This is a genomic window from Millisia brevis NBRC 105863, from assembly GCF_001552615.1.
In the GTDB taxonomy this organism is placed as follows: Bacteria; Actinomycetota; Actinomycetes; order Mycobacteriales; family Mycobacteriaceae; genus Millisia; species Millisia brevis.
The window spans coordinates 441,230-467,003 of record NZ_BCRN01000001.1 but is presented as its reverse complement, the minus strand read 5'-3'; the positions used below and the strand labels follow the sequence as shown (position 1 = coordinate 467,003).

General features: G+C 69.3%; 27 protein-coding genes and 1 tRNA gene. 16 read left to right on the top strand and 12 right to left on the bottom strand.

Annotated features, from left to right (window positions below; all coding sequences use genetic code 11):
• Positions 1–23: 23 nt before the first annotated feature.
• Together MB1_RS02115 and MB1_RS02110 are read right to left on the bottom strand one after the other, a co-directional pair.
• Positions 24–1,514, bottom strand: a complete 1,491-nt coding sequence (locus MB1_RS02115) for a glucose-6-phosphate dehydrogenase (RefSeq protein WP_245649983.1) — start codon at positions 1,512–1,514, stop codon at positions 24–26.
• Between the two features lie 96 nt (positions 1,515–1,610).
• A complete protein-coding gene (locus MB1_RS02110) occupies positions 1,611–2,225 on the bottom strand; it encodes a cytidine/deoxycytidylate deaminase family protein (protein WP_066903156.1) in 615 nt (204 codons plus the stop codon).
• Positions 2,226–2,364: 139 nt separating this feature from the next.
• Between MB1_RS02110 and MB1_RS02105 the strand changes: the two genes are divergently transcribed.
• The 3 genes from MB1_RS02105 to MB1_RS02095 all read left to right on the top strand — a co-directional run bounded on the left by MB1_RS02105 (position 2,365) and on the right by MB1_RS02095 (position 5,425).
• A complete protein-coding gene (locus tag MB1_RS02105; protein ID WP_066903153.1) occupies positions 2,365–2,967 on the top strand; it encodes a nucleoside deaminase in 603 nt (200 codons plus the stop codon).
• 24 nt (positions 2,968–2,991) lie between these two features.
• Entirely contained in the window at positions 2,992–4,425 is a 1,434-nt protein-coding gene (locus MB1_RS02100) for a purine-cytosine permease family protein (RefSeq protein ID WP_066903151.1), read from the top strand.
• A 124-nt stretch (positions 4,426–4,549) separates the two neighbouring features.
• Entirely contained in the window at positions 4,550–5,425 is an 876-nt protein-coding gene (locus MB1_RS02095; RefSeq protein ID WP_245649982.1) for an HNH endonuclease, read from the top strand.
• 31 nt (positions 5,426–5,456) lie between these two features.
• Here the strand turns inward: MB1_RS02095 and MB1_RS02090 are convergent, their stop codons facing one another.
• Positions 5,457–6,407 carry a class I SAM-dependent methyltransferase gene (locus MB1_RS02090; protein WP_084350638.1) on the bottom strand — a complete coding sequence of 317 codons (951 nt, stop codon included), beginning with the start codon at positions 6,405–6,407 and terminating at the stop codon, positions 5,457–5,459.
• A gap of 432 nt (positions 6,408–6,839) precedes the next feature.
• Here MB1_RS02090 and MB1_RS02085 point away from each other — a divergent pair, with 432 nt between their 5' ends.
• The 6 genes from MB1_RS02085 to MB1_RS02060 all read left to right on the top strand — a co-directional run bounded on the left by MB1_RS02085 (position 6,840) and on the right by MB1_RS02060 (position 11,116).
• On the top strand, positions 6,840–7,820 hold the full coding sequence (locus MB1_RS02085; RefSeq protein WP_066903148.1) for an amino acid ABC transporter permease: 981 nt from the start codon (positions 6,840–6,842) through the stop codon (positions 7,818–7,820).
• A complete protein-coding gene (locus MB1_RS02080; RefSeq protein ID WP_084350636.1) occupies positions 7,817–8,674 on the top strand; it encodes an amino acid ABC transporter ATP-binding protein in 858 nt (285 codons plus the stop codon). Before MB1_RS02085 ends, MB1_RS02080 begins: the two co-directional genes overlap by 4 nt.
• A gap of 36 nt (positions 8,675–8,710) precedes the next feature.
• Positions 8,711–9,724 carry an ABC transporter substrate-binding protein gene (locus MB1_RS02075; RefSeq protein ID WP_066903146.1) on the top strand — a complete coding sequence of 338 codons (1,014 nt, stop codon included), beginning with the start codon at positions 8,711–8,713 and terminating at the stop codon, positions 9,722–9,724.
• A 69-nt stretch (positions 9,725–9,793) separates the two neighbouring features.
• On the top strand, positions 9,794–10,288 hold the full coding sequence (locus tag MB1_RS02070) for a GNAT family N-acetyltransferase (protein ID WP_066903144.1): 495 nt from the start codon (positions 9,794–9,796) through the stop codon (positions 10,286–10,288).
• A 69-nt stretch (positions 10,289–10,357) separates the two neighbouring features.
• Positions 10,358–10,975, top strand: coding sequence for a DinB family protein (locus MB1_RS02065; protein WP_066903142.1), 618 nt, complete (start codon positions 10,358–10,360; stop codon positions 10,973–10,975).
• Positions 10,976–11,043: 68 nt separating this feature from the next.
• A tRNA-Ala gene (locus tag MB1_RS02060) sits at positions 11,044–11,116 on the top strand.
• Between the two features lie 22 nt (positions 11,117–11,138).
• On the opposite strand, the gene MB1_RS02055 is transcribed toward MB1_RS02060, so the two are convergent.
• Both MB1_RS02055 and MB1_RS02050 read right to left on the bottom strand, forming a co-directional pair.
• Positions 11,139–11,957, bottom strand: coding sequence for a hypothetical protein (locus MB1_RS02055; RefSeq protein WP_066903140.1), 819 nt, complete (start codon positions 11,955–11,957; stop codon positions 11,139–11,141).
• Between the two features lie 10 nt (positions 11,958–11,967).
• Complete coding sequence (locus MB1_RS02050; protein WP_066903138.1) at positions 11,968–12,600, bottom strand: DUF4386 domain-containing protein; 633 nt, start codon at positions 12,598–12,600, stop codon at positions 11,968–11,970.
• A 64-nt stretch (positions 12,601–12,664) separates the two neighbouring features.
• Here MB1_RS02050 and MB1_RS02045 point away from each other — a divergent pair, with 64 nt between their 5' ends.
• From MB1_RS02045 to MB1_RS02035, 3 genes are all read left to right on the top strand, one after another.
• Positions 12,665–13,339, top strand: a complete 675-nt coding sequence (locus MB1_RS02045; protein WP_245649981.1) for a TetR/AcrR family transcriptional regulator — start codon at positions 12,665–12,667, stop codon at positions 13,337–13,339.
• An 80-nt stretch (positions 13,340–13,419) separates the two neighbouring features.
• Positions 13,420–13,833, top strand: coding sequence for a TIGR03667 family PPOX class F420-dependent oxidoreductase (locus tag MB1_RS02040; protein WP_066903134.1), 414 nt, complete (start codon positions 13,420–13,422; stop codon positions 13,831–13,833).
• Between the two features lie 150 nt (positions 13,834–13,983).
• A complete protein-coding gene (locus tag MB1_RS02035) occupies positions 13,984–14,823 on the top strand; it encodes a DUF1206 domain-containing protein (protein WP_066903131.1) in 840 nt (279 codons plus the stop codon).
• On the opposite strand, the gene MB1_RS02030 is transcribed toward MB1_RS02035, so the two are convergent.
• The 5 genes from MB1_RS02030 to MB1_RS02010 all read right to left on the bottom strand — a co-directional run bounded on the left by MB1_RS02030 (position 14,808) and on the right by MB1_RS02010 (position 20,006).
• On the bottom strand, positions 14,808–15,182 hold the full coding sequence (locus MB1_RS02030) for a DUF2784 domain-containing protein (protein ID WP_066903130.1): 375 nt from the start codon (positions 15,180–15,182) through the stop codon (positions 14,808–14,810). The genes MB1_RS02035 and MB1_RS02030 overlap by 16 nt on opposite strands.
• A gap of 87 nt (positions 15,183–15,269) precedes the next feature.
• The gene (locus tag MB1_RS02025; protein WP_084350634.1) at positions 15,270–16,814 is read right to left on the bottom strand and encodes an NCS1 family nucleobase:cation symporter-1; all 1,545 of its coding nucleotides are present in this window, start codon (positions 16,812–16,814) and stop codon (positions 15,270–15,272) included.
• A 171-nt stretch (positions 16,815–16,985) separates the two neighbouring features.
• Positions 16,986–17,984 carry a serine/threonine dehydratase gene (locus MB1_RS02020; RefSeq protein ID WP_066903128.1) on the bottom strand — a complete coding sequence of 333 codons (999 nt, stop codon included), beginning with the start codon at positions 17,982–17,984 and terminating at the stop codon, positions 16,986–16,988.
• Between the two features lie 8 nt (positions 17,985–17,992).
• A complete protein-coding gene (locus MB1_RS02015; protein WP_066903126.1) occupies positions 17,993–18,997 on the bottom strand; it encodes an NADP-dependent oxidoreductase in 1,005 nt (334 codons plus the stop codon).
• A gap of 106 nt (positions 18,998–19,103) precedes the next feature.
• Positions 19,104–20,006: an alpha/beta hydrolase gene (locus MB1_RS02010; RefSeq protein WP_066903124.1), complete on the bottom strand. Its 903-nt coding sequence runs from the start codon at positions 20,004–20,006 to the stop codon at positions 19,104–19,106.
• A 264-nt stretch (positions 20,007–20,270) separates the two neighbouring features.
• On the opposite strand from MB1_RS02010, the gene MB1_RS02005 reads away from it, so the two are divergent.
• Positions 20,271–20,684, top strand: a complete 414-nt coding sequence (locus MB1_RS02005) for a hypothetical protein (RefSeq protein ID WP_066903122.1) — start codon at positions 20,271–20,273, stop codon at positions 20,682–20,684.
• A gap of 23 nt (positions 20,685–20,707) precedes the next feature.
• Here MB1_RS02005 and MB1_RS02000 read toward each other — a convergent pair whose 3' ends face one another.
• Positions 20,708–22,258 carry a DHA2 family efflux MFS transporter permease subunit gene (locus tag MB1_RS02000; RefSeq protein WP_439646914.1) on the bottom strand — a complete coding sequence of 517 codons (1,551 nt, stop codon included), beginning with the start codon at positions 22,256–22,258 and terminating at the stop codon, positions 20,708–20,710.
• A complete protein-coding gene (locus tag MB1_RS01995) occupies positions 22,255–22,872 on the bottom strand; it encodes a PadR family transcriptional regulator (RefSeq protein ID WP_066903120.1) in 618 nt (205 codons plus the stop codon). The genes MB1_RS02000 and MB1_RS01995 overlap by 4 nt, the downstream gene beginning before the upstream one ends.
• 161 nt (positions 22,873–23,033) lie before the next feature.
• Here MB1_RS01995 and MB1_RS01990 point away from each other — a divergent pair, with 161 nt between their 5' ends.
• The 3 genes from MB1_RS01990 (at position 23,034) to MB1_RS01980 (ending at position 25,711) form a co-directional block, all read left to right on the top strand.
• The gene (locus MB1_RS01990; protein WP_066903118.1) at positions 23,034–24,041 is read left to right on the top strand and encodes an aminoglycoside phosphotransferase family protein; all 1,008 of its coding nucleotides are present in this window, start codon (positions 23,034–23,036) and stop codon (positions 24,039–24,041) included.
• A 20-nt stretch (positions 24,042–24,061) separates the two neighbouring features.
• Entirely contained in the window at positions 24,062–25,093 is a 1,032-nt protein-coding gene (locus MB1_RS01985; protein WP_066903116.1) for an aminotransferase class V-fold PLP-dependent enzyme, read from the top strand.
• Positions 25,094–25,186: 93 nt separating this feature from the next.
• Positions 25,187–25,711 (top strand): DUF5709 domain-containing protein, encoded by a 525-nt coding sequence (locus tag MB1_RS01980; protein ID WP_066903115.1) that lies wholly within the window; start codon positions 25,187–25,189, stop codon positions 25,709–25,711.
• Positions 25,712–25,774 lie beyond the last annotated feature (63 nt).

Below are 25,774 nucleotides of genomic sequence, written 5' to 3'. Positions count from 1 at the left end.
TCGGGCTCCAACTGCAGCCATTCTCACCGAGTCCGGCAAATCGGGTGGCCCTTTCGTGCAGAGCCGGGGCGATGGCCGGTGGTCAGTCGCCCAGTTCGGTGCGCCAGGCGGAGGGGCCGGACCTGCCCGCGCGGTAGCTGTCGAGCGGCACCTTGTCCGCCCGCCAGGCGTCGAGGAACCGGTTCGACGATGCGCCAACTGTCCACCGCCGCGTCCCCGCGGACGGTCAGACTGGGTGAGCCGTCGAGGACCGCGCCGAGCACCTCGCCGTAGGGCGGCAGCGCACCCGGCGCCAACTCCGCCTGCAGGTCGACCACGTCCAGCTGGAACGGATCGCCCGGACCGTTGACGTTGGTGGTGATCACCACGCCGGCCGGATCGGAGAAGCCGACGCGAATCTGCTCGGGCTCGGCCTTGCCCCGGAATCCGGTCGGTACCCGCGGCGGCGGCTTGAGGGTGACGATCAGCTCCTTGCGAACCGCACCGATCGCCTTGCCCGAACGCAGCAGGATCGGCACACCCCGCCACCGCCACGTATCGACCTCGAGCAGCACCTCGGCGAGCGTCTCGGTCTTGCGGGAGGCATCGACACCCGGCGACGACGCATAGGACTGCAGTTTCCGGCCGTTGATCGTGCCGCCGGTGTATCGGGCGCGCCGACTGTAGGTGACCGGGTCGTCGCCCCAGACGTGCGTCGCCCGCAGGATCTCCGAGGTGCGGTCCCGCAGATCGTCGGCGCCCAATGTCGGCGGTGGCTCCATCGTGGTCAGGGCCAACACCTGCAGGAGGTGGGACTGGATCATGTCCATCAGGGCGCCCGCGGTGTCGTAATAGCCGGCGCGACCCTCGAGGCCGAGATCCTCGTCGAAGACGATCTCGATGCGGGCGACGTGTTCGGAGGAGAACAGCGGCTCGTACATGCGGTTGCCGAAGCGCAGACCCAGCAGGTTCAGCACCGTCGACTTGCCGAGGAAGTGGTCGATCCGGAAGATATGGTTCTCCGGAACAAGTTGCAGCAGAAGCTCGTTGAGATCCGTGGCCTCGGTGGAGTTGGTGCCGAAGGGCTTTTCGAGGGCCAGCTTGGTCTGCCGCGACAGCCCGACCTCCGTCAGCGCCCGACAGGCCCGCATCGTCACCGCCGGCGGCAGCGCGAAGAACAGCGAGATCGGTCCGGACGCGCGCGCCAGCACCGTGCGCAGGTCGTCGGCGTTGGTGACATCGGCCTGCAGATAGAAGCTGTCCGCGATCACCTTGCGCAGCGAACGGCTGCGGGTGGAGGCGAAGGCCTCCGTGATCCGGTCGGTCCACTGCTGTTCGCTCCACGCCTCGCGACCGACGCCGATGATCAGCAGATCGCGTTTCGGCTCGTCGGCCAACAGTTTCCCGACGCCGGGCAGCAGCAGCCGTGCGGTCAGGTCGCCGGTGGCGCCGAAGATGATCAGGGTGTGTTGTCCGGACGAACCCGTACGCCGGGTGGACGACCCCCGTCGTGTGGCCCGCGTCGTCGTTGCCATGTGCCCAGCCTGCCACCGCCATCGATCGTGCGCCGGGCACTCGACGGGCGTGTCCGGCGACCCGGAACGCAGTGGTATCCCCGACCGCGCGGCCGGTCAGCTCAAAGGGATGCCGGCGTTGCCCTTGCCCTGCTGGTAGGTCGCGGACAACTCGTCGTACAGCTCGCCGATCGTCCGCACCCGGGCGATCAGATCGGGTTCGCCCGAGGCGCTGACCTGTTCGGCAAGGTTGATGCTGGTGAAGTACTCGTTGACCCGGTTGTACAGATCCCGGCCGGGCGCCGGCGCATCCCGGTCCGGATCGGGTACCGCGTAGACGCCCTTGAGGATCTGGATGTCGTACGGGATCGCGAAGCTCTCGGCCGAATCGGTATGGCTGAACAGGTAACCGAAGACGTCGAAGCCCGACCAGGTGATTCCGCTCAGGCACAGCGAGCAGGGCTCGTGGGTGCAGAGGAAGTAGCACTCCTTCGGGTCCGGGCGCTCGCCTGCGGGCAGCTCCCAGAACCGCTTGATCGCATGAATCTCGCCGTGCCACAGGGGATTCTGCGTCTCGTTGTTGGTCTCGGCGACCACCAGCGACAGGTCGGACTTGCGCAGGATCGCCGCACCGAAGAGCTTGTTGCCGGAGACGACACCCTTCGCAGTCAGCGGAGCGATGTCCTTCTCGATCACGTCCAGCAGCCGATTGAGCTCCGCGGTCGTCGTCATGGCGCCACCCTAGGCGCGGCACGTTACGTCCCTGTCTCGCCACGGTGACCGGGCCCGACCCGCATCGCTTCGACATGCACCCCGGCCGACCACAGGCGAGGATCGACGAGGCGCACACGACGGCAGCGAAGGAGTCGGCATGCGGCTGACCAGCCACGGGTACACGATCGCATTGCCCGATTGGATCGACGACGAACTGTCCGACGTCCCCGACACGATCCCCGACGTCGCCGACCGTATGGCCCTGGTGCATCGGCTCGCCGACCGCAACTGGCGCGAGGGCAACGGCGGTCCTTTCGCGGCGCTGGTCGCCGAATCGGAGACCGGGCGCATCGTGTCGGTCGGGGTCAACGTGGTGCTCGGGTCCGGGGTCTCCTCCGCCCACGCCGAGGTCACCGCCCTCGGCACCGCGCAGCGCGCCGTCGGCTCCCGTGACCTCGGCGGACCGGGGATGCCGGCCCACGAACTGGTCGTCAACTGGCGGCCCTGCGTCCAGTGTTACGGCGCGACGATGTGGTCCGGGGTGCGCGGGCTGATCGTCGCCGGCTCCGGCCCGGAGCTCGAGGAGATCACCACCTTCGACGAGGGTCCGATGGTCGCCGACTGGGCCGAACAGTTCGAACGGCGCGGCATCCGGGTGGTCGACGGAGTGCTGCGCGAGGAGGCGCTCGAGGTATTTCGGGCCTACCGCACCGGCGTCGATCGGGACGGTGTCGTCGTCTACAACGCCCGCGGTGGCTGACCGCGTGACCGGGATGGGGATGCGATGAGAACCGAGAACGACCGCGCCGGCAGCTACGGCTCGACCCTCTCGATCGAACCCGGTGGCTCCGAACCGGTCCCGGAATCCCAACGGCACGGACATCCGTCTCAACTGCTGTGGACCTGGTCGTCGCCGAATATGGAGTTCGCGACGATCTTCGTCGGCGCGCTCGGCGTGCTCTACTTCGGATTGGGCCTCGGCCAGGCGATCCTGGCGATCCTGCTGGGCAATGTGCTGGCGAGCCTCGCGCACGGGGTGCTCTCCGCGCTCGGTCCGCGATCCGGTCTGGCGCAGATGATGCAGAGTCGGCGGGCCTTCGGGTACCGCGGCAATCTGCTGCCCGCCGGGCTCAACGCGGTGCTGCTCGGCGCCGGGTGGTTCGCGGTCAACGCCTCCAGTGGGGCGCTGGCATTCTCGGAACTGACCGGCTGGAGCACAGTACTGTGCCTGGTGCTCGCGGCTACGGTGACCTGTCTGCTGGCCGTCCTCGGACACAACATGATTCAGCTGTTCGAGCGGTATGCCTTCCCGGTTCTGGTGGTCTTCTTCGCGATCGGCATCGTCATCGTGTTGACCCGGGCCGACTGGACCGATCCGGGCGACCCGGTGCCGGGGGCCTTCTGGATCGCCGTCGGCGCCTCCTTCGGATATACCGCCGGGTGGACACCGATGGCCGCGGACTACTCGCGATACTTCCGACCCCGGGACTCCCGCGCCGCCGGAATCTACGCGGCGGTGGGGGAATTCGTCTCCTCGACGATCATGCAGATCGCCGGCGCCGCCGCGGTCACCGCCGTCGGGGTGAGCCTGTGGAACCTCGACAACCCCACCTCCTCCTATGCGGGCCTGCTGCCCGTCTGGTTGGGGGTGCTCACCTTGATCGCGATCTGCCTGGGCTCGACCTCCGCCAATGCCCTGAACCTCTACTCGAGCGCCCTGTCCTTCGCGGCCCTGGGCATCGAGTTCTCCACCCGCTTCCTGCGGGCGATCCTCGCCGTCGCCGTCGCGGTGGTCGGCACGATCATCGCGGTGATCGGACTGTCCAATATCGGTACCTTCCAGAACTTCCTGCTGGTGATGGCCTATTGGATCGGCCCGTGGTTGGGGGTGATGTTCGCGAACCTGTGGTTGTGCCGGGTCACCGACGACCCTGCGGTGTACACCGCACGGACGTATCGGAACCCGGCCGGACCGGTGGCGATGGCGGTGGGCGCCGTGCTGTCGATCTGGCTGCTGTCCAATCAGTCGTTCTACGTCGGTCCGGTGGCAGAGCGGTGGCCGCATATCGGAGACCTCACTTTCCTGGCCGGGTTCGTGATCGCGTTCGGGTTGACGGCTGGGCTGCATCGTTTCTGGGGCCATCCGAGTCGGCGCGATGTGCTCCCGCCCGCCGCCGATTCGCGATCCGCCGCCGGTTCGCAGCCGGTCGATGGGTGACAGTCGATCATCCGAAGTCGAATGACGCACACCCGAATTCCACAGATTGCGGGGGTGTCATGAGTTATCCACAGATTGCGGTTTGGGCGTTCCCGGTAGCCGTGGAGCCGGTAAAATCGAACGCATGTGCGAATCGGGGGATGTGGGCGTCGACGACGTTCGGCGATGGGTACGGATGCTGTCCGCGGCCGGCGGACCTGCCGATGTGGCCGAGAGGATCGATCTGATCCGCGGGCTCGAGCGGTTGGTCTGTGCCGCCGCCGGTCTTCAGGCGCAGGTCGCGGCGGATTTCGATCGTGCCGAACGCGTGGAAGCAGTGGCCGCCGGCGTGCCGGAGGACCGGCGCGGGCGGGGGATCGCCGCCCAGATCGGGCTCGCCCGCCGCGAATTCCCGCATCGGGTCGATCGCGTTGTCATGGCCGGTGTCGCCGACGCCGCTCGATCGCGGCCCACCGGGTCCGTGGCGGTGAATGTGGTGGTGTCGGACCGTGCGCTGTTCGGAGACTGCTCCGATCCCGCATTCGTCGACGGCTACGGCCCGGTACCCGCGGATCTGGCCCGTGACCTGGTCCATCGCGCCGGTTCCGCCGGACTCGCTCGACTGCGCAAGGTGTACTCGGTGCCCGAGTCGGGCGCGGTGGTCACCATGGATCGGTGCACGCGCCTGTTCCCGAAGGACCTGGCCTCACTGATCCGGATCCGGGACCGTATCTGCCGAACGCCCTACTGCGACGCTCCGATCCGACACATCGACCACGTCCAACCCGCCGCGGACGGTGGCGCTACGTCGCTCGCCAACGGCCAGGGGCTCTGTGTGGCGTGCAACCACGTCAAGCAGGCCCGGAACTGGCATACCCGCGGTCGGATCGGGCCGTCGGGCAGACATGGAAGCGTGATCACCACTCCCACCGGACACCGGTATGCCGGTGAGGCGCCACCGGTGGCGAATCCGGCTGCTGCTTTCCAGTCCTTTTCGAAGCCACGCAGCATGGCCGGATAGACGCGTCCCCCGCATGTGTACCGTCGTGGCGCTATCCGTCCTCGCCGGTGGGTCGACGGCCGATGTGCACGGACTTGACCGCGAGTAGGAAGAGGTCGGAGCGCAGGTCGATTCCCTCGGGATCGGTCGGATCGATCAGCCGATCGAGGGTCGCGAGGTCCTCGGCGTCGAGGGTGTCGGCCATGCCGGCGCGGGTCCGCTCGAGCCGATGCCGCAGCCACGCGCGGACGTCGTCGGTCGCCGGGCGGTCGATCAGGACGTTGCTGGTGCGGGTGTCGACGAGACCCGCCTGCCGCAGCAGAGCCGGCCAATCCTCGACGGCGCGAACCGTCCCCGGCAGGTCCGCGCGCATGTTCTGGAAGCCGTCGGTGACCGCGGTGTCCAGGCGAGCCTGCAGACCGGGCCTGCCGAAGCCGATATCGCGCGGCAGCCAGCGGGGGGACAGGCCACCCTCGACGATCGCGATCGTGCCGCCCGGGCGCACCCGCTGCGCCAGCCGGCGCAGGGCGTCGAGCTGGTCGCCGACATGGTGGACGACCTGCGCGGACCAGATCAGATCGGCCTCGGGGAGGGTCGACAGGTCCTCCGGGAACTGCGCCTCGATCGTGGTGAGGTCGAGCCCGGCGTCGCGGGCGGATCGTTCGGCGTGATCGAGCAGCGCGCGGGCACCGTCGACCGCGATGACCTCGGCGTTCGGCCACATCCGGGCGAATTCGAGGGCCGCCCAGCCGGTGCCGGAGCCGACGTCGAGCACCCGCGCCGGCGACAGGTCGAGCGGGCCGAGCGCCTCCACGGGATAGGGACCGAAGGCTCGCGCTTCGACGTCGATCATCTCCGCCGCGGCGTTCCAATCGAAGTCGCCGAGGCTCGCCTTGCCGTGGTGATGCCCGTGGCTACCGGACTGATGTCCCCGCTCGCCGGACTCGGATCCGTGGTGGTGGTCGCCGTGCCGGTGGGTGGTCGCTGCGTCGGTGTCGCTCATGCCTCGACTGTGCTCCCCGCCGGACGCAGCGGCAAGCGTTCATGCTGATCCGGCAAACCCCGCGTTGGATGGTCGAATCGGAATCGTGCGGATTGGAATCCTTCACCGAATCGGCCGGACCGGGTTTCCTCGATAGAGGCGCACAGGCGCCGGTCGACCGCAGATGTCGTCGACGGATACCGAGGAACGGAAACGGGCCCATGACGACGACGCGCGCATACGCACGAGTCCGTGGTCGATGTTCCGTACCGGTCCACCGCGCCCTTCCGCGTTCCTGACCTGCAGCGCTGCGCCCCCGGCGCCCCCAACCTGCAGCCCCACCTCCCACCGCGACGAAACCGTCGCCGGTCCGGGATCCGCACCGCCACCCACCTTGGTTCGCCGCTCCCCGCTGCGCGCCGACCGCCCCTCGTGTCGTCCGAAAGGTCGCCCATGACCGCCTCGCTCACCTCCGACCGCAGCCCTGCGGCCGAGCCGCCCGATACCCAGCCCGAGGCGTTCACGATCGTCGAGCGTCGCCCGATCGGCCGGTGGATCGCGTCGATCATCGTGCTGATCCTGCTCGCCCAGGTGATCAACGGGCTGTTCACCAACCCCAACTTCGACCTGGGCACCTTCGCATCGTTCCTGCTCAGCGACTCGATCGTGCGGGCCGTCGGCACCACCCTGCAGCTGACGCTGATCGCCGGCGTCCTCGGCTTCCTCGGCGGCATCGTGCTCGCGCTCGGTCGACTGTCCAAGAGCCCGCTGCTCAGCTCGGCCAGCTGGACCTTCGTGTGGCTCTTCCGGTCGGTACCGCTGCTGGTCCAGGTGCTCTTCTTCGGCTTCCTCGGCGCGCTCTACGCGCAGATCAGCATCGGTATCCCGTTCGGCCCGATCTTCCACAGCTGGGATACCCGCGACCTGATCGCCCCGTTCGTGGCCGGCGCGATCGGCCTCACGCTGCACCAGGCCGCCTACAACGCCGAGATCATCCGCTCGGGCATCCTGTCGGTGGACTCCGGTCAACTCGAAGCGGCCTCCGCGCTGGGCATCCCGCGCGGCAAGCAGTTCAGGCTGATCATCTTCCCGCAGGCGATGCGCACGATCGTGCCGCCGGCGGTCAACCAGATCATCGACCTGCTCAAGGGCACCTCGGCGGTCTTCGTCCTGGCGATCCCCGACCTGTTCTACCAATCGCAGGTCATCTACGGCCGCAACGGCCGCATCATCGCGCTGCTGCTGGTCGCGACCGTTTGGTACATCTTCCTGACCGCCGTGCTGTCGATCCTGCAGTACTACGTCGAGCGCTACTTCTCCAAGGGCTCGGCCCGGAATCTCGAACCCACCCCCAGGCAGCGGATCGTCCGCGCGGTGCGGGCATGGCGCCTGCGTCGGGAGGTCACCGCGCAACCGAAGGACGCCACGTCATGACCACCGCCGACCCGACAACCACCGATCCCACCACGACCGATCCGATCGCCGTCGACGAGACCACGACGGTCCCCGCCCCCGAACCGACCCGCACACCTCGGGTGCGCATCCGCGGACTGCGGAAGGCGTTCGACGACAAGGAGATCCTGCGCGGCATCGACCTCGACGTGCGCGCCGGCGAGGTCGTCGCGATCATCGGCCCCTCCGGCAGCGGCAAGTCGACCCTGCTGCGCACGATCAACCATCTCGAGCGGCCGACCACCGGCCTGGTGCGCATCGACGGGGAGATCATCGGCTATCGGCAGTCCGGTACGAAGCTCTACGCGCTGCCCGAGGCGGCCATCCTGCGGCAGCGCTCGAAGATCGGCTTCGTCTTCCAGCACTTCAACCTCTTTCCGCACCTGACCGCCCTCGAGAATGTCAGCCTCGCCCCGATCCACGCCAAGGGCCTCCAGCAGACCGAGGATGTCCGCCGCCAAGCCCGTGACCTGCTCGAACGAGTCGGGCTCGGCGACCGGGTGGACCACTATCCGCGTCAGCTGTCCGGCGGCCAGCAGCAGCGGGTGGCGATCGCGCGGGCGCTTGCCCTGCAACCGGAGCTGATCCTGTTCGACGAGCCGACCTCGGCGCTCGACCCGGAACTGGTCGGTGAGGTGCTCGACGTGATCGCCGACCTCGCCCGCGAGGGTCGCACGCTGATCATCGTCACCCACGAGATCGCCTTCGCTCGCCGGGTCGCCGACCGCCTGATCTTCATCGACGACGGGCGCATCCTCGAATCAGGTCCGCCCGCAGAGGTTCTCGACAATCCGCAACACGACCGTACCCGCGAGTTCCTCTCCCGGGTTCTGTAGTTTCCCGCACGCTTCGATCGAAAGGTGTTCACACCCATGTCCGTACGTTCGACGACCGGACCGCGTCGGTTCGGTCTCGCCGCCCTCGCCTTCGCCGCGGTGCTGCTGTCCGCGGCCTGCGGTGAGGGGCAGGTCTCCGGCGGCACCGCCGGGTCCGCCGACACCGGTTCCGGGACACCGACACTCAACGTCACCTCCCAGCAGGATCGCATCACCGCCGCACCGGTGGCGGCGATCGCGGACCTGGTACCGCAGGAGATCCGCGACCGTGGTGTGCTGCGGGTGGGTATCGGATCGGGGCCGGGCGCGCCGCCGTTCTCGTTCACCGCCGAGGACGACAACACCACCTGGATCGGCGACGAGATCGACATCGCCCACATCATCGGCAATGTGCTCGACCTCGAGGTCGAAACCGTGCCGTCGTCGTGGGAGGGCCTCTTCCTGGGCATCGACTCCGGCAGCACCGACGTGGGCATCTCGAACATCACGGTCACCGAGGCCCGCAAGGACCTCTACGACTTCGCGACCTACCGCAAGGACAACCTGGCCGTCGAGGTTCCGGAATCCGACGATTGGACCTGGAACAGCTACGAGGACTTCGCCGGCCGCAACGTCGCCGTCGGCTCGGGTACCAACCAGGAGGCGATCCTGGTCCAGTTCTCCAAGGACCTCGAAGCCGAGGGCAAGGACCCGATCAACATCAAGTACTACCAGGATCAGACCGCGGTTTACGGCGCGCTGTCCTCGGGTCAGATCGACGCCTACTTCTCGCCCAACCCGATCTCGGCCTTCCACGTCCTGCAGGTCGGGGGCACACCGGCGGCCACCAAGATCATCGGCGAATACTCCGGCGCCGGTGGTGACCTGCAGGGCCTGATCGGCGCGACCGTTCGCAAGGGCAATCCGCTGCTCGAGCCGCTCAACGAGGCGATCAACTCGCTGATCGCGACCGGCGAGTACCAGCAGGTCCTCGAACGGTGGAATCTGCAGGGAGAGGCGGTCGAAACCTCGGAGATCAACCCGCCCGGACTGCCGCGCGAGCTGAGCTGACGCGGTAGCCGCACAGCCCAGTCGAACCCCCACCCCCGAAGCACGGTCGTCCGAAGCGAGGAATCAACGATGAGCAGCGGAGTCGGGGAAATCCTGGCCGTCGACGTCCGCCAGGGCGACCGCGTCCTGGTGCCGATGTTCGAGGACCTGGCCCGCGAATACGGCGGGCGGTACAACCATCCGCCGGCCCAGGTCCTCGAGGACCTGTACCGCTACGACGCGACCCGGTTCTCCGCTACGGGTGGTGGGGGGTTCGTCGCGCTGCTGCGCGACGACGAGGTGGTCGCGGGTGGCGCCTGGCAGCGCTACGACGAGTCGACCGCCGAGCTCAAGCGCATCTGGACGAGCCCGGCGGCCCGGGGTGAGCGTCTCGGCGTGCGGGTGGTCGCCGAACTGGAGACGCGCATCGCCGCGGCCGGGTACTCCGGGGTCTACCTGACCACCGGCTGGCACCAGCCCGAGGCGGTGCGCCTGTACGTGCGAACCGGATATACGCCGCAATTCGACGTCGCCGCGTATCCGGTTGGCCGGCAACCGCACCCATTTCGCAAGCAACTGGGGTGAACCTGTCGGTGGGAGGGGCAATGATGGCGGTACGCCGCTCGTCCCCTCCCATCAGGCAAGGAGCCTGCGATGTACACACCGGTTCGCGACGACGAGATCACCGGGTCCGTTCGCTATCTCGATGAGCAACTGTCCGCCATCCGCGCGGCCGCTTTCGGCCTGACCGAGGAGCAGGCGGCGTCGCATCCCTGCCGCAGCGCGCTGAGCATCGGCGGCATCATCAAGCACGTCACCGACGGCATGCGCGGCACCGTCGATCGGCTCAACGGGGTCGAGGCGGCGGCCTTCGACGAGGCGACGCTCGCCCGCTACCAGCAGGGATTCGTCATCGGCGAGGGGGAGACCACCGCCGGGGTGATCGCCGACTTCGACGAGTTGCGGCCGGTCTATCTCGCCGCCCTCTCCGCTCTCGATCCGGGCGCGGAAATCCTGGAGGACCCGTCGCCCTGGTTCGGGATCTTCGACCGCCGCCCGGCCAATGCCCGCTACGCGGTCAGCCACCAGGTCGAGGAGATGGCGCGACACGCCGGCCACGCCGACATCATCCGCGAACAGATCGACGGAATCTCCGTCCCGGCGCTGGTGATGACCCTCGAAGGGGTGCCCGCCAACCAGTTCTTCGCCCCCTACCAGCCGCAACCGGGCACGATCGGCGTCGACTGGGTCGTCGGAGCGCCCACAAGCTGATCCTGCCCCGGGCAGAGCATCCGCCGTATGGTAAAAACGTCGGGTGCTTCGGCCTGCCCGAGGCGCACGGGGCCTTAGCTCAGTTGGTAGAGCGCTGCCTTTGCAAGGCAGATGTCAGGAGTTCGAATCTCCTAGGCTCCACACTCTCTCGATCCCGATCCTTCTAGGTACCCGCGCCGCCCAGGAAAGCGGCCAGGGCGGGCGCGGTGTCCAGCACCGTCGAGATATTCGCCGCGACCACTACGATCAGCAGCACCGCTATCACCACGACGGGTAGCTCGGTCAGCAGCAGGTCGGTGCGCCGCCGGCGGGTGGTGGGGAGGCGCTGCCACCCCGTCCGGATGTGGAGGCCGGCGACGATCAGGCCGAGGATGATCGGCACGGCGCAGACCACGATCGCCAGGTGATACAGCCGGAAGTCGTCGATCAGGGCGGCGCCGACGGCCGTGGTCGTCCCGGCGACGACATCGTCGTGCACGGCGATCATGGCGGGCGTCGGATCGCCCGCGGGCAGGAAGCTCAGCACCGAGGACAGCGGCGCGACCATCCCCTGGATATTGGCGATGACCAGCACGATCGCCAGGCCGGTCAGCGCCGACGCGCCCGCTCCGGCGGCCAGCGCGCGGCGTCGGCCGGAGGTGTCGGCGGTGCGGTAGGCGGCCAGGATGCGGGAGCTCAGCACCACCAGCAGCGCGAGCAGACCGATGGCCAGGACCGCCTTGATCCCGTGGAAGAGCCGCCAGAACTCGACCGCCGACGATAGCGCGGCCCCCGGCTCCGCGGACCCGGAGGACACCCACCGGTCGAAGCCGTGGGCCGCCACGTTCGGGAGCCCGGCGATCGTCGAACCGCCGGCCCGGCCGATGAACTCGGCGATCAGCACGGGCAGCACGAAGACTCCGACCAGCAGCAGCGCCGTCGCCGCGAGCAGGATGCCCGACCGCCCGGCGGGCTGTGCGGGTCGAACCGAGAGGGTGGTCATCGTCGCATTCTCACGCGCCGACGCCGATCGGCCGCGCCGGGGTCTCGCTCTCGCGACGGCGGAACCCGACTGCGATCAGGTACACGGCCAGCCAGATCTCGAAGGCGAAGACCGGGATGGCCGCCAGCGCGGCGATCGCACCGCCCTGCGGGATCGCCCCCCACAGTTGGGCGAGGTTGCCGGCCAACACCAGCGTGCCGCCGACCGGACCCAGGACGGCAAGCGCCCGCGGCACCACGCCCGCGTCGATCAGCAACCAGCCGAGCACGATGGTGTTGACGCTGATCACCAGCCCCTGTCCGACCAGGAACGCGGCGTCGTGCAGCCCGGTCGCGGCCGTCGAACCGTCGGACAGGCCCGGACGGGTGCTCGCCAGCAGGGGCAGCGTGCCGGCGAGGATCACCGCCGCCTCGACGGCCCGCAGCATTCCGAAGGTCGCGGCCCGGGCGGGACCGAACTCGCGCAGCAGAATCCACAGCAGAACCCCGGTGCCGGCGCATCCGATCGCGAGGGCGAACTCGAGGGTCACCCCGGCGATCACCGCCCCCGAGGTGTAGGCGGCGACGGCGGTCACCGAGGTCACGTGGGTGACCAGATAAAGGATGCCGGCGGCACGCGCGTGCTGCCGTGAACTGTGCGCCACGAGGACCCCTTCGCAGGTATACGGTGTAAGCCTTTGCGATCGAGGCTAGGTGTACGGTGTATACGTGTCAACGTCGATCTCCCGGTCCCGGCTCGACCGCTCCCGTGTCGTCGCGGCCGCGATCGAGCTCGCCGACGAGCAGGGGCTGGACGCCGCGAGTATGCGCGGGGTCGCCGACCGCCTCGGGGTCACCGCGATGGCGCTGTACAAACACGTCGCCAACCGCTCGCAGCTCATCGACGAGATGGTCGATCGGCTGCTGGATGACATCGGACCACTACCGGAGCAGGACGACTGGCGACGCAACGTCCGGGCGCGCATCCTCGCCTCCCGCGCCGTCCTGACCGCCCACTCCTGGATGCGCGACGCCATCGAGACCCGGCCACTCGCGACCCCGCGCACCCTCGCCCATATGGACGCGCTGATGGCGGCGATGTTCGACGGCGGGCTGTCCGCGGACCTCGTCCACCACACGATGCACGCGCTCAGTACCCGGATGTGGGGATTCACCCGCGACGTGCTGCCGACGCCTCGCGTCCCGGACGATCCCGAGGAGCGCGCGATCGCGATGGCCGACTTCGCGACCTCCTATCCGGCGATCATCCGCATGGCGACGGACGCCGACCGAGCCGGCGTGGCCTGCGACGAGGACGCCGAGTTCGGTTTTGCGCTCGATCTGCTGCTCGACGGGGTCGCGCACCTGCACGAGAGCGGGTGGCGTTCGACCACGGCCCGGTGAGCGGGCCGTGATCGGGTGAATTGTCGATGGAATCTCCATCGAACGGGAATGGCCCGGAGCCGGGTCCGGTTGCATCCGGCATGACTTCAGCTCTCACGCTTTCGGACCGCGTCACGCAACGATTGAACGATGAGCAGATCATCTGGCTCACCACGGTGACCGGGGCGGGCGCACCGGTGCCGACGCCGGTGTGGTTCCTTCGGTCGGGCGACCAGATCCTGGTGTTCAGCCAGCCCGATACCGGCAAGCTCAAGCACACCGCCGCGAACTCCCGGGTCGCGCTGAACCTGAACAGCAACGACACCGGCGGCGATATCGCGGTGTTGACCGGCGCCGCGGTGGTCGACCCCGCCGGCCCGACCGACGCGGAGTGGGAGGCCTACGCGAAGAAGTATGCGTGGGGCTTCCCGGCGATCGGCTCGAGCCCGGAGAAGTTCCGCGGCGACTACTCGGTGCTGCTGCGCATCACGCCCGACAAGGTTCGCAGCTGGTAGTCCCAGCGTCCGACCGGTAGCCTGCCCGGGGGCCTCCCACAGCCTCCGGGCAGCCGAAACGGTGAACGATCGGCGATTCCCCGGACATTTCGGACGGCAGGTGATACCACCGGGGGGTCAGCCGCGCGCACGACGAGGGGATCGGGCCACATGTCGAATTCGATCGGACGCGGAGCAAAAGCCGCCGGCAGCGCCGCGGAATCCGTCGCCGACAGCCCACTGCTCACCGGCATCGCCCGGGTGGGCCTGACCGCCTACGGCGTGGTCTACCTGCTGATCGGTTGGTTGGCGCTGAAGATCGCCTGGGGCGCCTCCCCGGAATCGGGGGATCAAACCGGCGCCCTGGCGACGATCGCCGACGCCCCGTTCGGGCGGATTCTGCTCTACCTGCTGATCATCGGTTTGGTGGCGATGATGTTGTGGCAGTTCGCCAATGCCGCTTTCGCCAAGAAGATCGACGACGAGGACGGCGCCAAGGGCGTCGCCAAGCGGATCGGCGAGGTGATCACCGGCAGCACCTTCGGAGCGTTGGCGTTCACCACCTTCAGGATGGCGAGCGGCCAGGGCGCGTCGAGCTCTCAATCGCAGCAGGAGCAGACCAGCGGCATCATGGCGCTGCCCTTCGGTCGGCCGCTGGCCATCCTGATCGGCCTGGTGATCGTCGGGGTTGGCATCTTCACGATCGTGCGGGCGATCCAGCGCACCTTCCTCGACCACATCGACTCCGCCGTTCCTCCCGCGATCCGCACGTGGATCGAGCGCGCGGGTCTGGTCGGCTACATCGCCAACGGTATCGGCCTGTCGCTGATCGGGGCGTTGTTCGCCTACGCCGCGATCACCTTCGATCCGGCGAAGTCGACCGGCCTCGACGGCGCGCTGCGCACCATCCTGACCGCACCATTCGGCCGCTTCCTGCTGACCTTCGTCGCCCTCGGATTCGTCTGCTACGGCCTGTTCCAGTTCGCCCGGGCCCGCTACGAACGACTCTGAGCGGCCCGGCGGCTCCGCAGCACCACCAGCCCGGCCCAGGACACCACGATCAGCATCGCCACCAGCGCCTGCACGGTCCGCAGGTGCTCCTGCGGATAGATCACCCCGGTCAGGTAGGTCTCGATGAAGCCGCCCGACTCCAAGGGGGAACGGCCCGCCAATTCGCGGAAGTGGTTCTCCAGGTAGGTCAGCGGACAGGCGATGCCGACGAAGACGCTGAGCGCCGCCCATCCGATCGCCGCCACGTGCAGCGGGAACAGCGCTCGGTACCGCCACGCGAGAAATCCGCCGAGCGCCACGAAGAGCAGGAAGCCGAAGTGGACGAGCATCACGGTGTCCGCCACCCATGACCAGCCCATCGACGTGTCCTTCCGTCGCGCCCGACGGATCTCACGGTCGCACGCCGCCCGCGGGTCTGTCGAGCCCCGAGCGGCCGGCGATGTCGGCTACTCGGCGGCCTGCTCCGCGGCCACCGGCGCCGGATCGGCGAGCGGCTGACCACGCATCACCAGCACGTGCAGCAGGGCGCCGAGGGCGGCGCCGATGATCCACGCGAAGCCGGAGAGCGCCTCGAGCGCCGGGGTCCACACCGCGGCGATCGAGAACACCGCCGCGATACCGAAGGCCCACAGCGCCCGGACATTCCAGCCGTTGGTGAAGTAGTAGATGCCGCCGGGATCGGCCGAGTAGAGCTCCTGGATGTGCAGTCGTTGCTTCCGCAGGTAGAAGTAGTCGATCACCATGATGCCGTAGAGCGGCGCGAGGACCGCGCCGAGCGTATCGACGAACTTCGGCAGACCGGCGTTGCCGATCACCGCCACCCACAGCGCGCCGATGATGAATCCCAGTGCGGCGGTGATCAACCCGGCGATGCGGAAGTTCAACTTGGACGGCTTGAGGTTGACGATGTCGTAGACCGGCGGGATGAAGTTGGCCACCAGGTTGATACCGACGGTGGCGACGAAGAAGGTGATCGCGGCGATGATGCTCAGCCACACATTGCCGACCTCGCCGACGATCGCCGCCGGGTTGGTATTCGGTTCGCCCTGCCCGTCCTGGTAGACCACGTACGCCCCGGCGGTGATGAACAGCGACAGGAACGTGAAGAACGCCAGGCTGACCGGCAATCCGAGGAAGTTGCCGCGCTGCATCTCCTTGTCGCTGCGGGTGAATCGGGCGAAGTCGCCGAAGTTGATGATCACCGCGGCGAAGTAGGCGATCATCGTGCCGACCACGCCGACGAATGCGGTCACCGCGGCCATGCCGGTCAGTTCGCCGGCGAACATATCGCCCACCGAACCGAGCAACCCCGAACCCGCCTGCCACCAGATCGCGATCAGCAGCAGCACCATCACCGCATAGACCGCCGGACCGGCGAAGTTGAGGAACTTCACGATGCCGTCGAGGCCCCGGCTGAACAGCCAGATCTGGAATCCGGCGACGACGACGTAGGACACCCAGTCGACCCAGGTCATTCCGAGGAAGGTGCCCGTCGCCGTCGGACCGACGATCGCGTTGATCGCCAAAGCGACTGCGGTGGAAGCGAAGTAGGTCTGCGCTCCGTACCAGAAGATCGCGACGATGCCGCGTACCGTCGCCGGGAACATCGCGCCGCGCACGCCCATCGACGCGCGCGCGACCACCGGATAGGGCACCCCGTACTTCACGCTGGGACGACCGGAGAGGTTGACGAAGACCATCACCAGCGCGCCGGCCAGAATGATCGCCGCGAAGACGAACCACCCGTTGATCCCGGCGGTGACAAAGAGGCTCGCCGCCAAGGTATATCCGGCGAGGCTCTGCACGTCGTTGGTCCACACGTTGAAGATCTCGAAGGTGCCCCATTTGCGCTGTGACGGTTTGGTCGGGGCGAGTTCCTCGTTGTGCAGCGAGGAATCGATATTTGTGATGACGAAGTCGGCGTCGGCGATCACCGCGCCGGGAGAGGCGCTGACGACATCCGGTGGCTGGGGTGTGCTGTCCTCGGGCATGGGATAACTCCGATCAGGCCAAGGTGTGGTCCGCCGACGGGCGGGACCCCGGAGCGCCACAACACCGGGGCGCGGTGAACCCGATATCGCGGGGTCGTCACCCTCGGGCGATACGGGTCATCGGATTATCGCGCGCTTTGTCCCAATTCTCCTGTTGGGGACATATGGGGCTTACATCCCGCTCGGCTGCTCGGACGATGCGACGAGGTCGCTCGGATCGGTGTTCGCCCCGCACAACACCACGCAGACGTGTTCGCCGTCGGTGGGTGTGAACGGGGCGGGTTCCGTCGATGCGCGCGGCTCGAGGGCGGCGACCGCGGTGGCCGCCGCGTGTTCGACCACCAGCCGATGGTCGTCCCACAACCCTCGGCGCACCGCGACGATCCGCTCGTCGGTGACCAGTACCGACCGTGCTCCGGTGCGGCGGGCCGCCTCGACGGCCAGGGTCGAGGCCCGCCGCGCGCCCAGGGAGTCGGCGGCCACCGAGTCGACCGGCACGTCGACCGGTTCCCCCGCGGCGAGGGCGGCGTTCAGGGCCCGGCAGTGCTCCGGCTCGACGGCGACCGTGGCGATTCCGTGGTGATGGGCGGCGGTCGCCACCCCGGCGAACAGGCCCCCACCCCCGACCGCGACGACGATCGTGGTGACATCCGGCAGCGCCGCGCGGATCTCGTCGGCCAGGGTTCCCGCTCCCGCGGCGATCAACGGGTGGTCGTAGGCGTGCGACAACGCGGCACCGGTCTCGGCGGCGAAGTCCGCGCAGGCCGCCGCGGCCTCGGCGAACTGCGACCCGACCAGCTCCACCCGGGCCCCGTAGGACCGCAGCCGATCGACCTTGACCCGCGGAGCGGTGGTCGGCACGAAGACCGTCGCCGTCGTCCCGGCCTCGCGGGCCGACCAGGCGCACGCCAACCCGGCATTGCCGCCGGACGCGATCGCGACCCCGGCGTCCGGCAGGGTGCCCGCCTCGGCCCGTGCGCGCAGGAAGTTCAGCGCGCCGCGCGCCTTGAACGTGCCGGTGTACTGCAGGAACTCCAACGCGTACGACATCCGGTAGCGGCCCGCGGCGGTGGTCCGCACCCCGGCCGGGGCGACCACGACCGGGCGGACCGAGCCGGCGATCCGCTCCGCCGCCGCGGCAACATCGGCGTGGGTGATCGGGTCGGGCACGGCGGCGCTCAGGGGACCGTCAGGACGAGCTTGCCGGTGTTGATGCCCTGGTAGATGCCCAGCAGAGCCTCGGGGAAGCCCTCGATGCCCCCGCCGACCACGGTCTCGCGGGCCACCAGCGCGCCGGAGTCGATCAGGGCCGCGATCGCGGCGACGCCCTCGGGGAAGCGGTCGGCGTAATCGAAGACCAGAAAGCCGGTCATCGAGGCGCGGAAGACCAGCAGCGCCATATACCGCTGGGGCCCCGGCGGCAGATCCTCGGCGTTGTACGAGGAGATCGCCCCGCAGAGCACGATCCGCGCGCCGCGCCGCAGGTTGGCGAGGGCGGCATCGAGGATCTCGCCGCCGACGTTGTCGAAGTAGACGTCGATGCCGCCCGGCACCAGTTCGCGCAGCTTGGCGGTCACGTCGCCCTGGCGGTAGTCGATCGCCGCGTCGAAGCCGATCTCCTCGAGCCAGGCGCACTTGTCCGGGCCGCCGGCGATGCCGATCACCCGACAGCCGCGCGCCTTCGCCAGCTGGCCGACCACGCTGCCGACCGCGCCCGCTGCCCCGGATACGACCACCGTCTCGCCGTCCCGCAGGCGGCCGACGTCGAACAAACCGAAGTAGGCGGTCATGCCGGGCATACCGAGCGCGCCGAGCCAGGTCGCCTCGCTCGCGATCGCCGGATCGATCGGATCGGTGGTCGCGGCGTCGACGATCACGTGGTCGGCGACGCCGAACATGCCGCGCACATGCGAGCCGACCGGACGCTCCGGGCTCTCGGAGGCGATGACCGTGCCGGTGGCGATCGCGCGCATCACCTCGCCGATGCCCACCGGGGGAACGTACGAGCGGGTGTCGTTGAGCCAGCCGCGCATCGCCGGGTCGATCGAGATGTGGTCGACCGCCACCAGGATCTGCCCCGGACCGGGGGCGGGCAACTCCTCGGTGGTCAACTCCCACGTGGAGATGTCGGGCAGTCCCACCGGACGTTTGGCGAGGCGGATCTGCCGGCTGGTGACGGTCATCGTCGGACACCTTTCGGTAGCGGGCGGGCGACCCGGTCGGGCAACACCGCCCGTCGCGACCCTAGGTCATGTCCGACGATTCCATTCCGGATCGACGCCGGCGAGGTTATCTCGCCCCCGCCACCGGAACGTGCCGCCGCAGGAAGTCGATCTGATCGGTGATCACCTTGTCGAAATGGGGGTCGACGTAGATCTCGAAGTGCCCGGCCGGGTAGGTGATCACCTCGCCGTGAGGGGCGCGGGCCGCGTGCCGCAATGTCGCCTTGTCCGGGGCGACCGAGTCGGGATCGCAGACGTAGAACAGGATCGGGCACCGCACCCGGGCGGTATCCCGGCCGGGGCGACGCAGCGGAATGCGCAGGCCGACCCGCGCGGCGACCTCGTTGCGGACCTGCGTCGGGTCATCCGCCAGGGCCAGGTAGCCGGGCATCGCGTCGGGCGCGGTCATCAGCGCGCCGCTGCCGAGCGGCCCCACCAGCGGGACCATCACCGGCGGCCGGCCGACCAGGGATCCGGCGATATCGCGGGCCGCCCGCAACCCCACCTTGATCGAGGTGCGCGGATCCATCGCCAGCGCGGAGGCGTAGCCGTCGGTGAACGGGCACTGCGCGATCGTCGCGGTGACGACGTCGGCGCGCCGAGCGGCGGTGGTGATGACGTGCCCGCCGGAGAACGACGTCCCCCACAGGACGATCCGGCTGCCGTCGACCTCGGGGCGGGTCCGGGCGTAGTCGACCGCGGCCGACCAGTCGGCGAGCTGGCTGTCGATATCGAGCAGTTGACGCGGCTGCCCGTCGCTGTCGCCGAAGTAGCGGTAGTCGAACAGCAGGCAGGCGTAGCCGGCGGCGGCGAAGCGTTCCGCGTGCGCGTCGATGCGCATCCCCCGGGTCGCGCCGAGGCCGTGGGCCATCACGATCACCGGGGCGGGCGGCCCGGCCGGCAGGTAGAGCCAGGCGCGACAGGTGGTCCCGTCGGAGCGGAATTCGACGTCGAGCCGCTGGATCGTCATGCGGTGTGCTCCTCTGCCGGCAGCGTCCTGCTGCAGCTTCTTACTGCGGAGTAAGTCCTCCGACCGAGCGTAGGCCCGGCGTTCCGATGGTTTCAAGACCCGTTTGTGAACCGAACGTCCTGCTCGCCGGGGGATCGTGCGGTTTCACGTGGAACCGAGCGGTCTGCGAGGCCGCGGTCCACCGGACGTATCGTGACGGGACCAACCCGAGCCGAGACCGGGACGGGTCGGCGCAGTCGAGTGATCGACCAGTGGGGAGGACGGATGACCCGGGGTACTCCGGTGAGCGTGATGATCGGGGCAGGGATGGCGCTGGCGGGCGGGATCGTCGCCCTGTCGGCCGCCGCACTGATGCTGGTGACCGTGGCCGGCATGGAGGCGGTGGTCGACGGTGGTGAGACGGGCGGAGGATTCGGGTCGCCGGCCCCGGTCGGTGTCGTCGTGCTGTCGATCGCCGCGATCGTGCTGGCCGTCGTCGTGCTGACCGGCCGAGCGTGGGCAGCGACGGGGCTGGCGATCGCGGCCGGCTGCTACCTGCTCCTGCAGCTCGTGGTCGGGTTCGGCTCCGGCGATCGGTCCGCTCCGCTGTTGGCGCTCTACCCGATCGCATCGGCGCTGATTCTGCAAACGCCGACGGCGCGGGCCTGGTACCGCGAACGGGCGGCGGCGCGGGCCTGACGCGCCACCGCCCGTCCGATCGATCAGCTGCGGCTCGCGGCACCCTCGGCGACCGCGCCCTGCTGCCGCTCGACCTGGTGGGCGGGACGCGCGAAGCACATCGCCGCCGCCACGCCGATCAGCAGAACCGCGGCCGGCAGCCAGATGCTCTGACCCATCGATCGGGCGAACGGCCCGATCAGGGCCTCCGGCAACGCTCCCTGTGCCGACTGAATCTGCCCGCCCGCCGCGGCTCCACCGGCGATCTCCTGCAGATGCGCGGCGATCCGGTTCTGCATCAACGCGCCGACCGCCGCGCTGCCGAGGACCGCGCCGACCTGGCGGGTCATGTTGTAGACCGCCGAACCGGTACCGGCCAGTTGCATCGGCAGATTCCGGGTCGCGGTCGCCGACATCGACGGCCAGACGAAGGCGCTGCCGATGCCCATCACGGTCAGCGGGATCAGGATCGAGACCACCGATACGTTCGCGTCGGCGATCGCGCCGAGCCAGAACAGGCCGGCGGCGAACGCCAGGAATCCGAACGCGCCGAGGTAGCGGGGGTGGACACGGTCGACCAGCAGCCCGACCGGTCGGGCCAGCACCAGCGCCGAGACCGCAAACGGGATCATCAACAACGACGCCCGCAGCGGGGTCAGGCCCATCGACTTCTGCGCGAAGAGCATCAGCGGGATCGCCATACCGGTCACCGCGAAGCCCATCGTGGTGATCGCGATATTCGCCAGCGTGAAGTTGCGATCGGCGAACAGGCGCAGCGGCATCAGCGGCTCGCTCGCCCGCGACTGCCACCACACGAAGATGCCGATCGCCACGGCGCCGACTCCGATGAGTGACCACACCGAGATCGGTCCGGTGATCGTGCCCCAGTTGTAGCGCTCACCCTCCTGCAGCCCGAAGACGATACAGAACAGGCCGACTCCACTGAGCAGGATGCCCGGCACGTCCCAGCGGTGTCGGTTGGTGGGCAGGTGGGGTACCAACCGCCAGGCCAGGGCGAAGGCGATGATGCCGACCGGGACGTTGACGAAGAAGATCCACTCCCAGCCGAAGTTGTCCACCAGTACGCCACCCGCCAGCGGGCCGACGAGAATGGCGGCGCCGGCGGCGGAACCCCACAGGCCCATCGCCGCGCCGCGTCGGGCCGGCGGGAAGGTCCGGGTGATCACCGCCAACGTCTGCGGCGTCAGCAATGCCGCTCCGATGCCCTGTACGACGCGCGCCATGATCAGCGCACTTGCCGTATCGGCGAATCCACACCAGGCGGAAGCGGCGGTGAAGATCACCAGACCGACCAGGTAGACGTTGCGCGGCCCGAAGCGGTCGCCGAGCTTGCCGCAGATCAGCAGCGGCACCACGTACGCGAGCAGGTAGGCGCTGGTCACCCAGACGACGTTGTTCAGGTCGGTGTCCAGGCCCACCATGATCGCGTCGGTCGCGACCGAGACGATCGTCGAGTCGACCAGGATCATGAAGAAGCCGATGACCATGGCCCACAAGCCGGGCCAGGGATTGTCGGACCACGAGTGGGCCGGCGCGGAATCGCCCGCGGGCTCGGCGGTCGGGTTGGTTGTCACAGTTGCGCCTTCTGGTCGAAGCCGGTGGCCCCGGAATGGGGCGACCAGGCGAGTTCCGGGGTACCGATGCGGTCGATGACCCGCATGAGCCAGTCGATCTCGCCGCGTCGTTGGGTGATCAGGTAGTCGAGGTCGAGCAGGTGGATCGGTGGGGTGCCGCGCCCGAGGGCGGCCTCGCGCCCGGTCTCGAGCATCCGGACGTCCTCGCGGACGGCGTCGAGGCGGGTCCGCAGGCGGTCGATCGCCTCCTCGGCCGGCAGCGCGTGGATCTCCGCCAGGGCGACGGGAAAGATCGGGTACTCCCTGGCGGGGACCGCGAGGCGTTCGGCGACGGCGCCGCGCAGGGCCTCCCGGCCCGCCGGGGTGATCTCGTAGGTGGTGCGTTCGGGGCGGTTGCCGTCGCGTTCGGTGCCGATCGCGCGCACCAACCCGCCGTCGGCCAGCCGTCCGACCGAGTGATACAGGGTGCCGGCGCGGAGTTTGACGATCACGTCCTCCCGGCGGCTCATCATGATCTGGAACATCTCGTAGGGGTGGCGCGGGCCCTCGAGCAGCAGCGCGAGGGCGGACATGCTCAGGGCGGTGAGCTGACCCGACCGCGATGGCGTCGACATCGGCACCGTCCCTTCCTGTCCGTCACCCGTTCGGTGCCCTCCGTAGACTAATACTCCACGTGGAGTATTCCAACCAGAATATATCGGTCGAAACGGGCATCGCCGCACGTCGCGCCGCTGTCGGATTGCCGACTGCCGGAGCCGGGCCGATACTTCCGGGCATGGACGATCCCCTCCTGGGGCGCGGGCTGGCCGCCGTCCACAGCGCGCTCGAGACCCTCGGTCGGGGCAGGCCGAGCCTCGACGTGCGCTCCGCCCGCGGCTCCTTGTGGGTCGCCGTCCCCGCGCTCGGTATCGCGGCGCGAGTCAGCACCCATACCGGGCTGCAACGTCGCCATCCCGAGCGGTGGCTGGCCCGCGAACTGCTCGTCGCCGGCCGGGCCGCGGAGCTGGGGTTGCCGGTGATGCTGCCCGCGGACACGCTCGACCCCGGTCCGCACCACGCCGACGGACTGCACCTGACCTTCTGGCGCGACGTCGCGCCCGACGGCGGCGAGGCGTCCCCGAACCAGGTCGCGGACCTGCTGGTACGCCTGCACCGCGAGTTGACGCCCGACGGGCTCGGCCTGCCGACGATCCCGGCACTGGGCGACGGGGTGCGCGAGGGTCTGCGGGGACTGTCGGCCGCCGGGGTGGACGCGGCGGTGGTCGACGCGATCGACGATCTGCACCGAGCCGCTCTGCAACGGGTTGCCCCGGTGCTCGCTCGCGGACCGGCGGTCGTCCTGCACGGTGACGCGCATCCGGGCAACGCGGTCCACGCGCCCTTTCGCGGCTGGATCTTCATCGACCTCGAGGAGACCGGCCTGGGACCCGCCGAAGCCGACCTCGCCGTCCTGCTCGGCGACGGCAGCGGGCGGCCCGCGGTCGACCGCTATTGTGCCGCGATGGGTCGGCCGCCGGTCACCGACGACGACCTGGTGCCCTGGCAGACGCTGCGGTCGGTATCGGCGTCCGTGTGGTTGATCGGCTGCGCGATGACCTACCCGGCCCGCTATACCGAGGCGGCGATCCAGGTCACCATCGAGACGCTCGACCTGCTACCGCGTCCGCAGCGGCCCGGCCGTGCCCGGATCGCCGCCGCGATCACCGCGATCCGCGGGGCCCGGGCCGCGGGCGAGTCGGTGGCCCCGGTTGGCGACCGTCCCGGCGCACCCGACTCCAAGTGACCGACTTCTAGAATCGGGCGATGCGCGCGATCCGAGGCGAGACGTTCGACGGCTGCGAAGGATTCCTCGACACCGCCTCGACCGGCATCCCACCGGGCTCCGCGGCGGCGGTGGTCCGCGACACGGTCGAGCGCTGGGCCTCCGGCCGGATGTTCCCCGACGAATTCGACGCGGCGACCGCGACCGCCCGCGCCGCCTACGGACGGTTCGTCGGCGCTGCGGCCGATCGGGTCGCGATGCTCGGCACGGTCTCGACCTGCCTCGGACTGGTCGCCGCGGCGATCCCCGATGGGTCGCGGGTCGCGGTGCTGCCCGGCGAGTTCACCTCGGTGACCTATCCCTTTGCCGCCCAACAGGGCCGATCGATCACGCTGACCGAACTCGCCCCCGGCGAGCTCGAGTCCCGCGCCGGCGAATTCGACGTCGTCGCCGCCGCGGTCGTCCAGTCGGCGGACGGGGCCGTGCTCGATCTGGACACCCTGCGCGCCCACGCGGGCGACGCGCTGATCGTCCTCGACGTCACCCAGGCCGCCGGCTGGATGATGCTCGATCTCGGGTGGGCGGACGCCGTGGTCGGGGCGAGCTACAAGTGGCTGCTCGCCCCGCGCGGCACCAGCTGGATCGCCCTGTCGGAGCGCCTCGCCGATCGGATGACCCCGCACGCCGCCAACTGGACCGCCGCGGTCGAACCCTGGCGCAGCGTCTACGGGCTACCGATGCACCTGTCCGACCGGGCGCGTCGCTTCGACGCCTCCGCCACCTGGTTCGCGGTGGCCGGGGCCGCGATCTCGATGACCTGGCTGCTCGAACAGGATCGGCCCGCGATCGAGAAGCAGGTGATCGATCTGGCCGGCCGGGTACGCGAGCACCTGGGGATGCCCGACCGCCCGTCGCCGATCGTGTCGATACCCGCCCACGGGCGCGACCTGGTCGGCGAGCTGCGGGAGGCGGGAATCCGGGTCGCCGGCCGGGCGGGCGCCACCCGCGTCGCCCCGCACCTCTACACCACCGACGCGGACATCGATCGCCTGCTCGAGGTACTCGATCGATAACTCGACCGACCCCGCCGAGCTGCCCGACCGACACCGCCACGACGCCCGGACGGGGGGTTCGGGACAAAGCCACCACGGGCATACGATGGGTCCATGTCGGATCGATCGGATTACGGAGACCCGGAGGGTACCTACCTCGAGGACAGCGCGGATCAGCTGCAGCCGGAGGACTCGCTGATCGACGACGAGGTGGCCGACGTCCTCGACCGCGGCTACTCGCCGCCGGACCGCGAGCCCTCGGCGTTGAAGAACGGGCGCTGGGACGACGCGACCCACGACACGATCGACGAGCGGATCGAGCAGGAGGTCCCCGATCCTGCCTCCGCCTACGGCGCACCCGACAACGAATCCGGCGAGCAGGAGTTGCTCGGCGGGGACGACCCCGACGCGATTCCCGCCGAGGACGACTGGGAGGGCGACGGACAGGTCGGCTTCGCGCGCGCCGGTCGCCTCGTTGCCGAGGACGAGGGTTCCGGCGAGGACACCGACGCCGATGCCTGGGCCGAGGACGTCGGCGTCGACGGTGCGGGAGCCTCCGCGGAGGAAGCCGCCGTCCACATCATCGGCGAATCCGACGTCGACCTCGACCTGGATCGAGACCTCGACATCGACGAGTAGACCGCCCGCCGGTACGCGCCCGATGTGCGGCCGGCTCGGGGGGAGTTCGTCGATGGAGGAGGT

Coding starts and splice junctions, on each gene's coding strand:
- MB1_RS02110 (WP_066903156.1), bottom strand. CDS start 2,225: ATGACGACGACCGCGGAGCTCAATCGGCTGCTGGACGTGATCGAGAAG.
- MB1_RS02075 (WP_066903146.1), top strand. CDS start 8,711: ATGTCCGTACGTTCGACGACCGGACCGCGTCGGTTCGGTCTCGCCGCC.
- MB1_RS02080 (WP_084350636.1), top strand. CDS start 7,817: ATGACCACCGCCGACCCGACAACCACCGATCCCACCACGACCGATCCG.
- MB1_RS02085 (WP_066903148.1), top strand. CDS start 6,840: ATGACCGCCTCGCTCACCTCCGACCGCAGCCCTGCGGCCGAGCCGCCC.
- MB1_RS02030 (WP_066903130.1), bottom strand. CDS start 15,182: ATGGGCTGGTCATGGGTGGCGGACACCGTGATGCTCGTCCACTTCGGC.
- MB1_RS02095 (WP_245649982.1), top strand. CDS start 4,550: ATGTGCGAATCGGGGGATGTGGGCGTCGACGACGTTCGGCGATGGGTA.
- MB1_RS02065 (WP_066903142.1), top strand. CDS start 10,358: ATGTACACACCGGTTCGCGACGACGAGATCACCGGGTCCGTTCGCTAT.
- MB1_RS01985 (WP_066903116.1), top strand. CDS start 24,062: ATGCGCGCGATCCGAGGCGAGACGTTCGACGGCTGCGAAGGATTCCTC.
- MB1_RS02105 (WP_066903153.1), top strand. CDS start 2,365: ATGCGGCTGACCAGCCACGGGTACACGATCGCATTGCCCGATTGGATC.
- MB1_RS02005 (WP_066903122.1), top strand. CDS start 20,271: ATGACCCGGGGTACTCCGGTGAGCGTGATGATCGGGGCAGGGATGGCG.
- MB1_RS02100 (WP_066903151.1), top strand. CDS start 2,992: ATGAGAACCGAGAACGACCGCGCCGGCAGCTACGGCTCGACCCTCTCG.
- MB1_RS02040 (WP_066903134.1), top strand. CDS start 13,420: ATGACTTCAGCTCTCACGCTTTCGGACCGCGTCACGCAACGATTGAAC.
- MB1_RS02090 (WP_084350638.1), bottom strand. CDS start 6,407: ATGAGCGACACCGACGCAGCGACCACCCACCGGCACGGCGACCACCAC.
- MB1_RS02035 (WP_066903131.1), top strand. CDS start 13,984: ATGTCGAATTCGATCGGACGCGGAGCAAAAGCCGCCGGCAGCGCCGCG.
- MB1_RS01980 (WP_066903115.1), top strand. CDS start 25,187: ATGTCGGATCGATCGGATTACGGAGACCCGGAGGGTACCTACCTCGAG.
- MB1_RS01990 (WP_066903118.1), top strand. CDS start 23,034: ATGGACGATCCCCTCCTGGGGCGCGGGCTGGCCGCCGTCCACAGCGCG.
- MB1_RS02115 (WP_245649983.1), bottom strand. CDS start 1,514: ATGGCAACGACGACGCGGGCCACACGACGGGGGTCGTCCACCCGGCGT.
- MB1_RS02025 (WP_084350634.1), bottom strand. CDS start 16,814: ATGCCCGAGGACAGCACACCCCAGCCACCGGATGTCGTCAGCGCCTCT.
- MB1_RS02015 (WP_066903126.1), bottom strand. CDS start 18,997: ATGACCGTCACCAGCCGGCAGATCCGCCTCGCCAAACGTCCGGTGGGA.
- MB1_RS01995 (WP_066903120.1), bottom strand. CDS start 22,872: ATGTCGACGCCATCGCGGTCGGGTCAGCTCACCGCCCTGAGCATGTCC.
- MB1_RS02070 (WP_066903144.1), top strand. CDS start 9,794: ATGAGCAGCGGAGTCGGGGAAATCCTGGCCGTCGACGTCCGCCAGGGC.
- MB1_RS02010 (WP_066903124.1), bottom strand. CDS start 20,006: ATGACGATCCAGCGGCTCGACGTCGAATTCCGCTCCGACGGGACCACC.
- MB1_RS02055 (WP_066903140.1), bottom strand. CDS start 11,957: ATGACCACCCTCTCGGTTCGACCCGCACAGCCCGCCGGGCGGTCGGGC.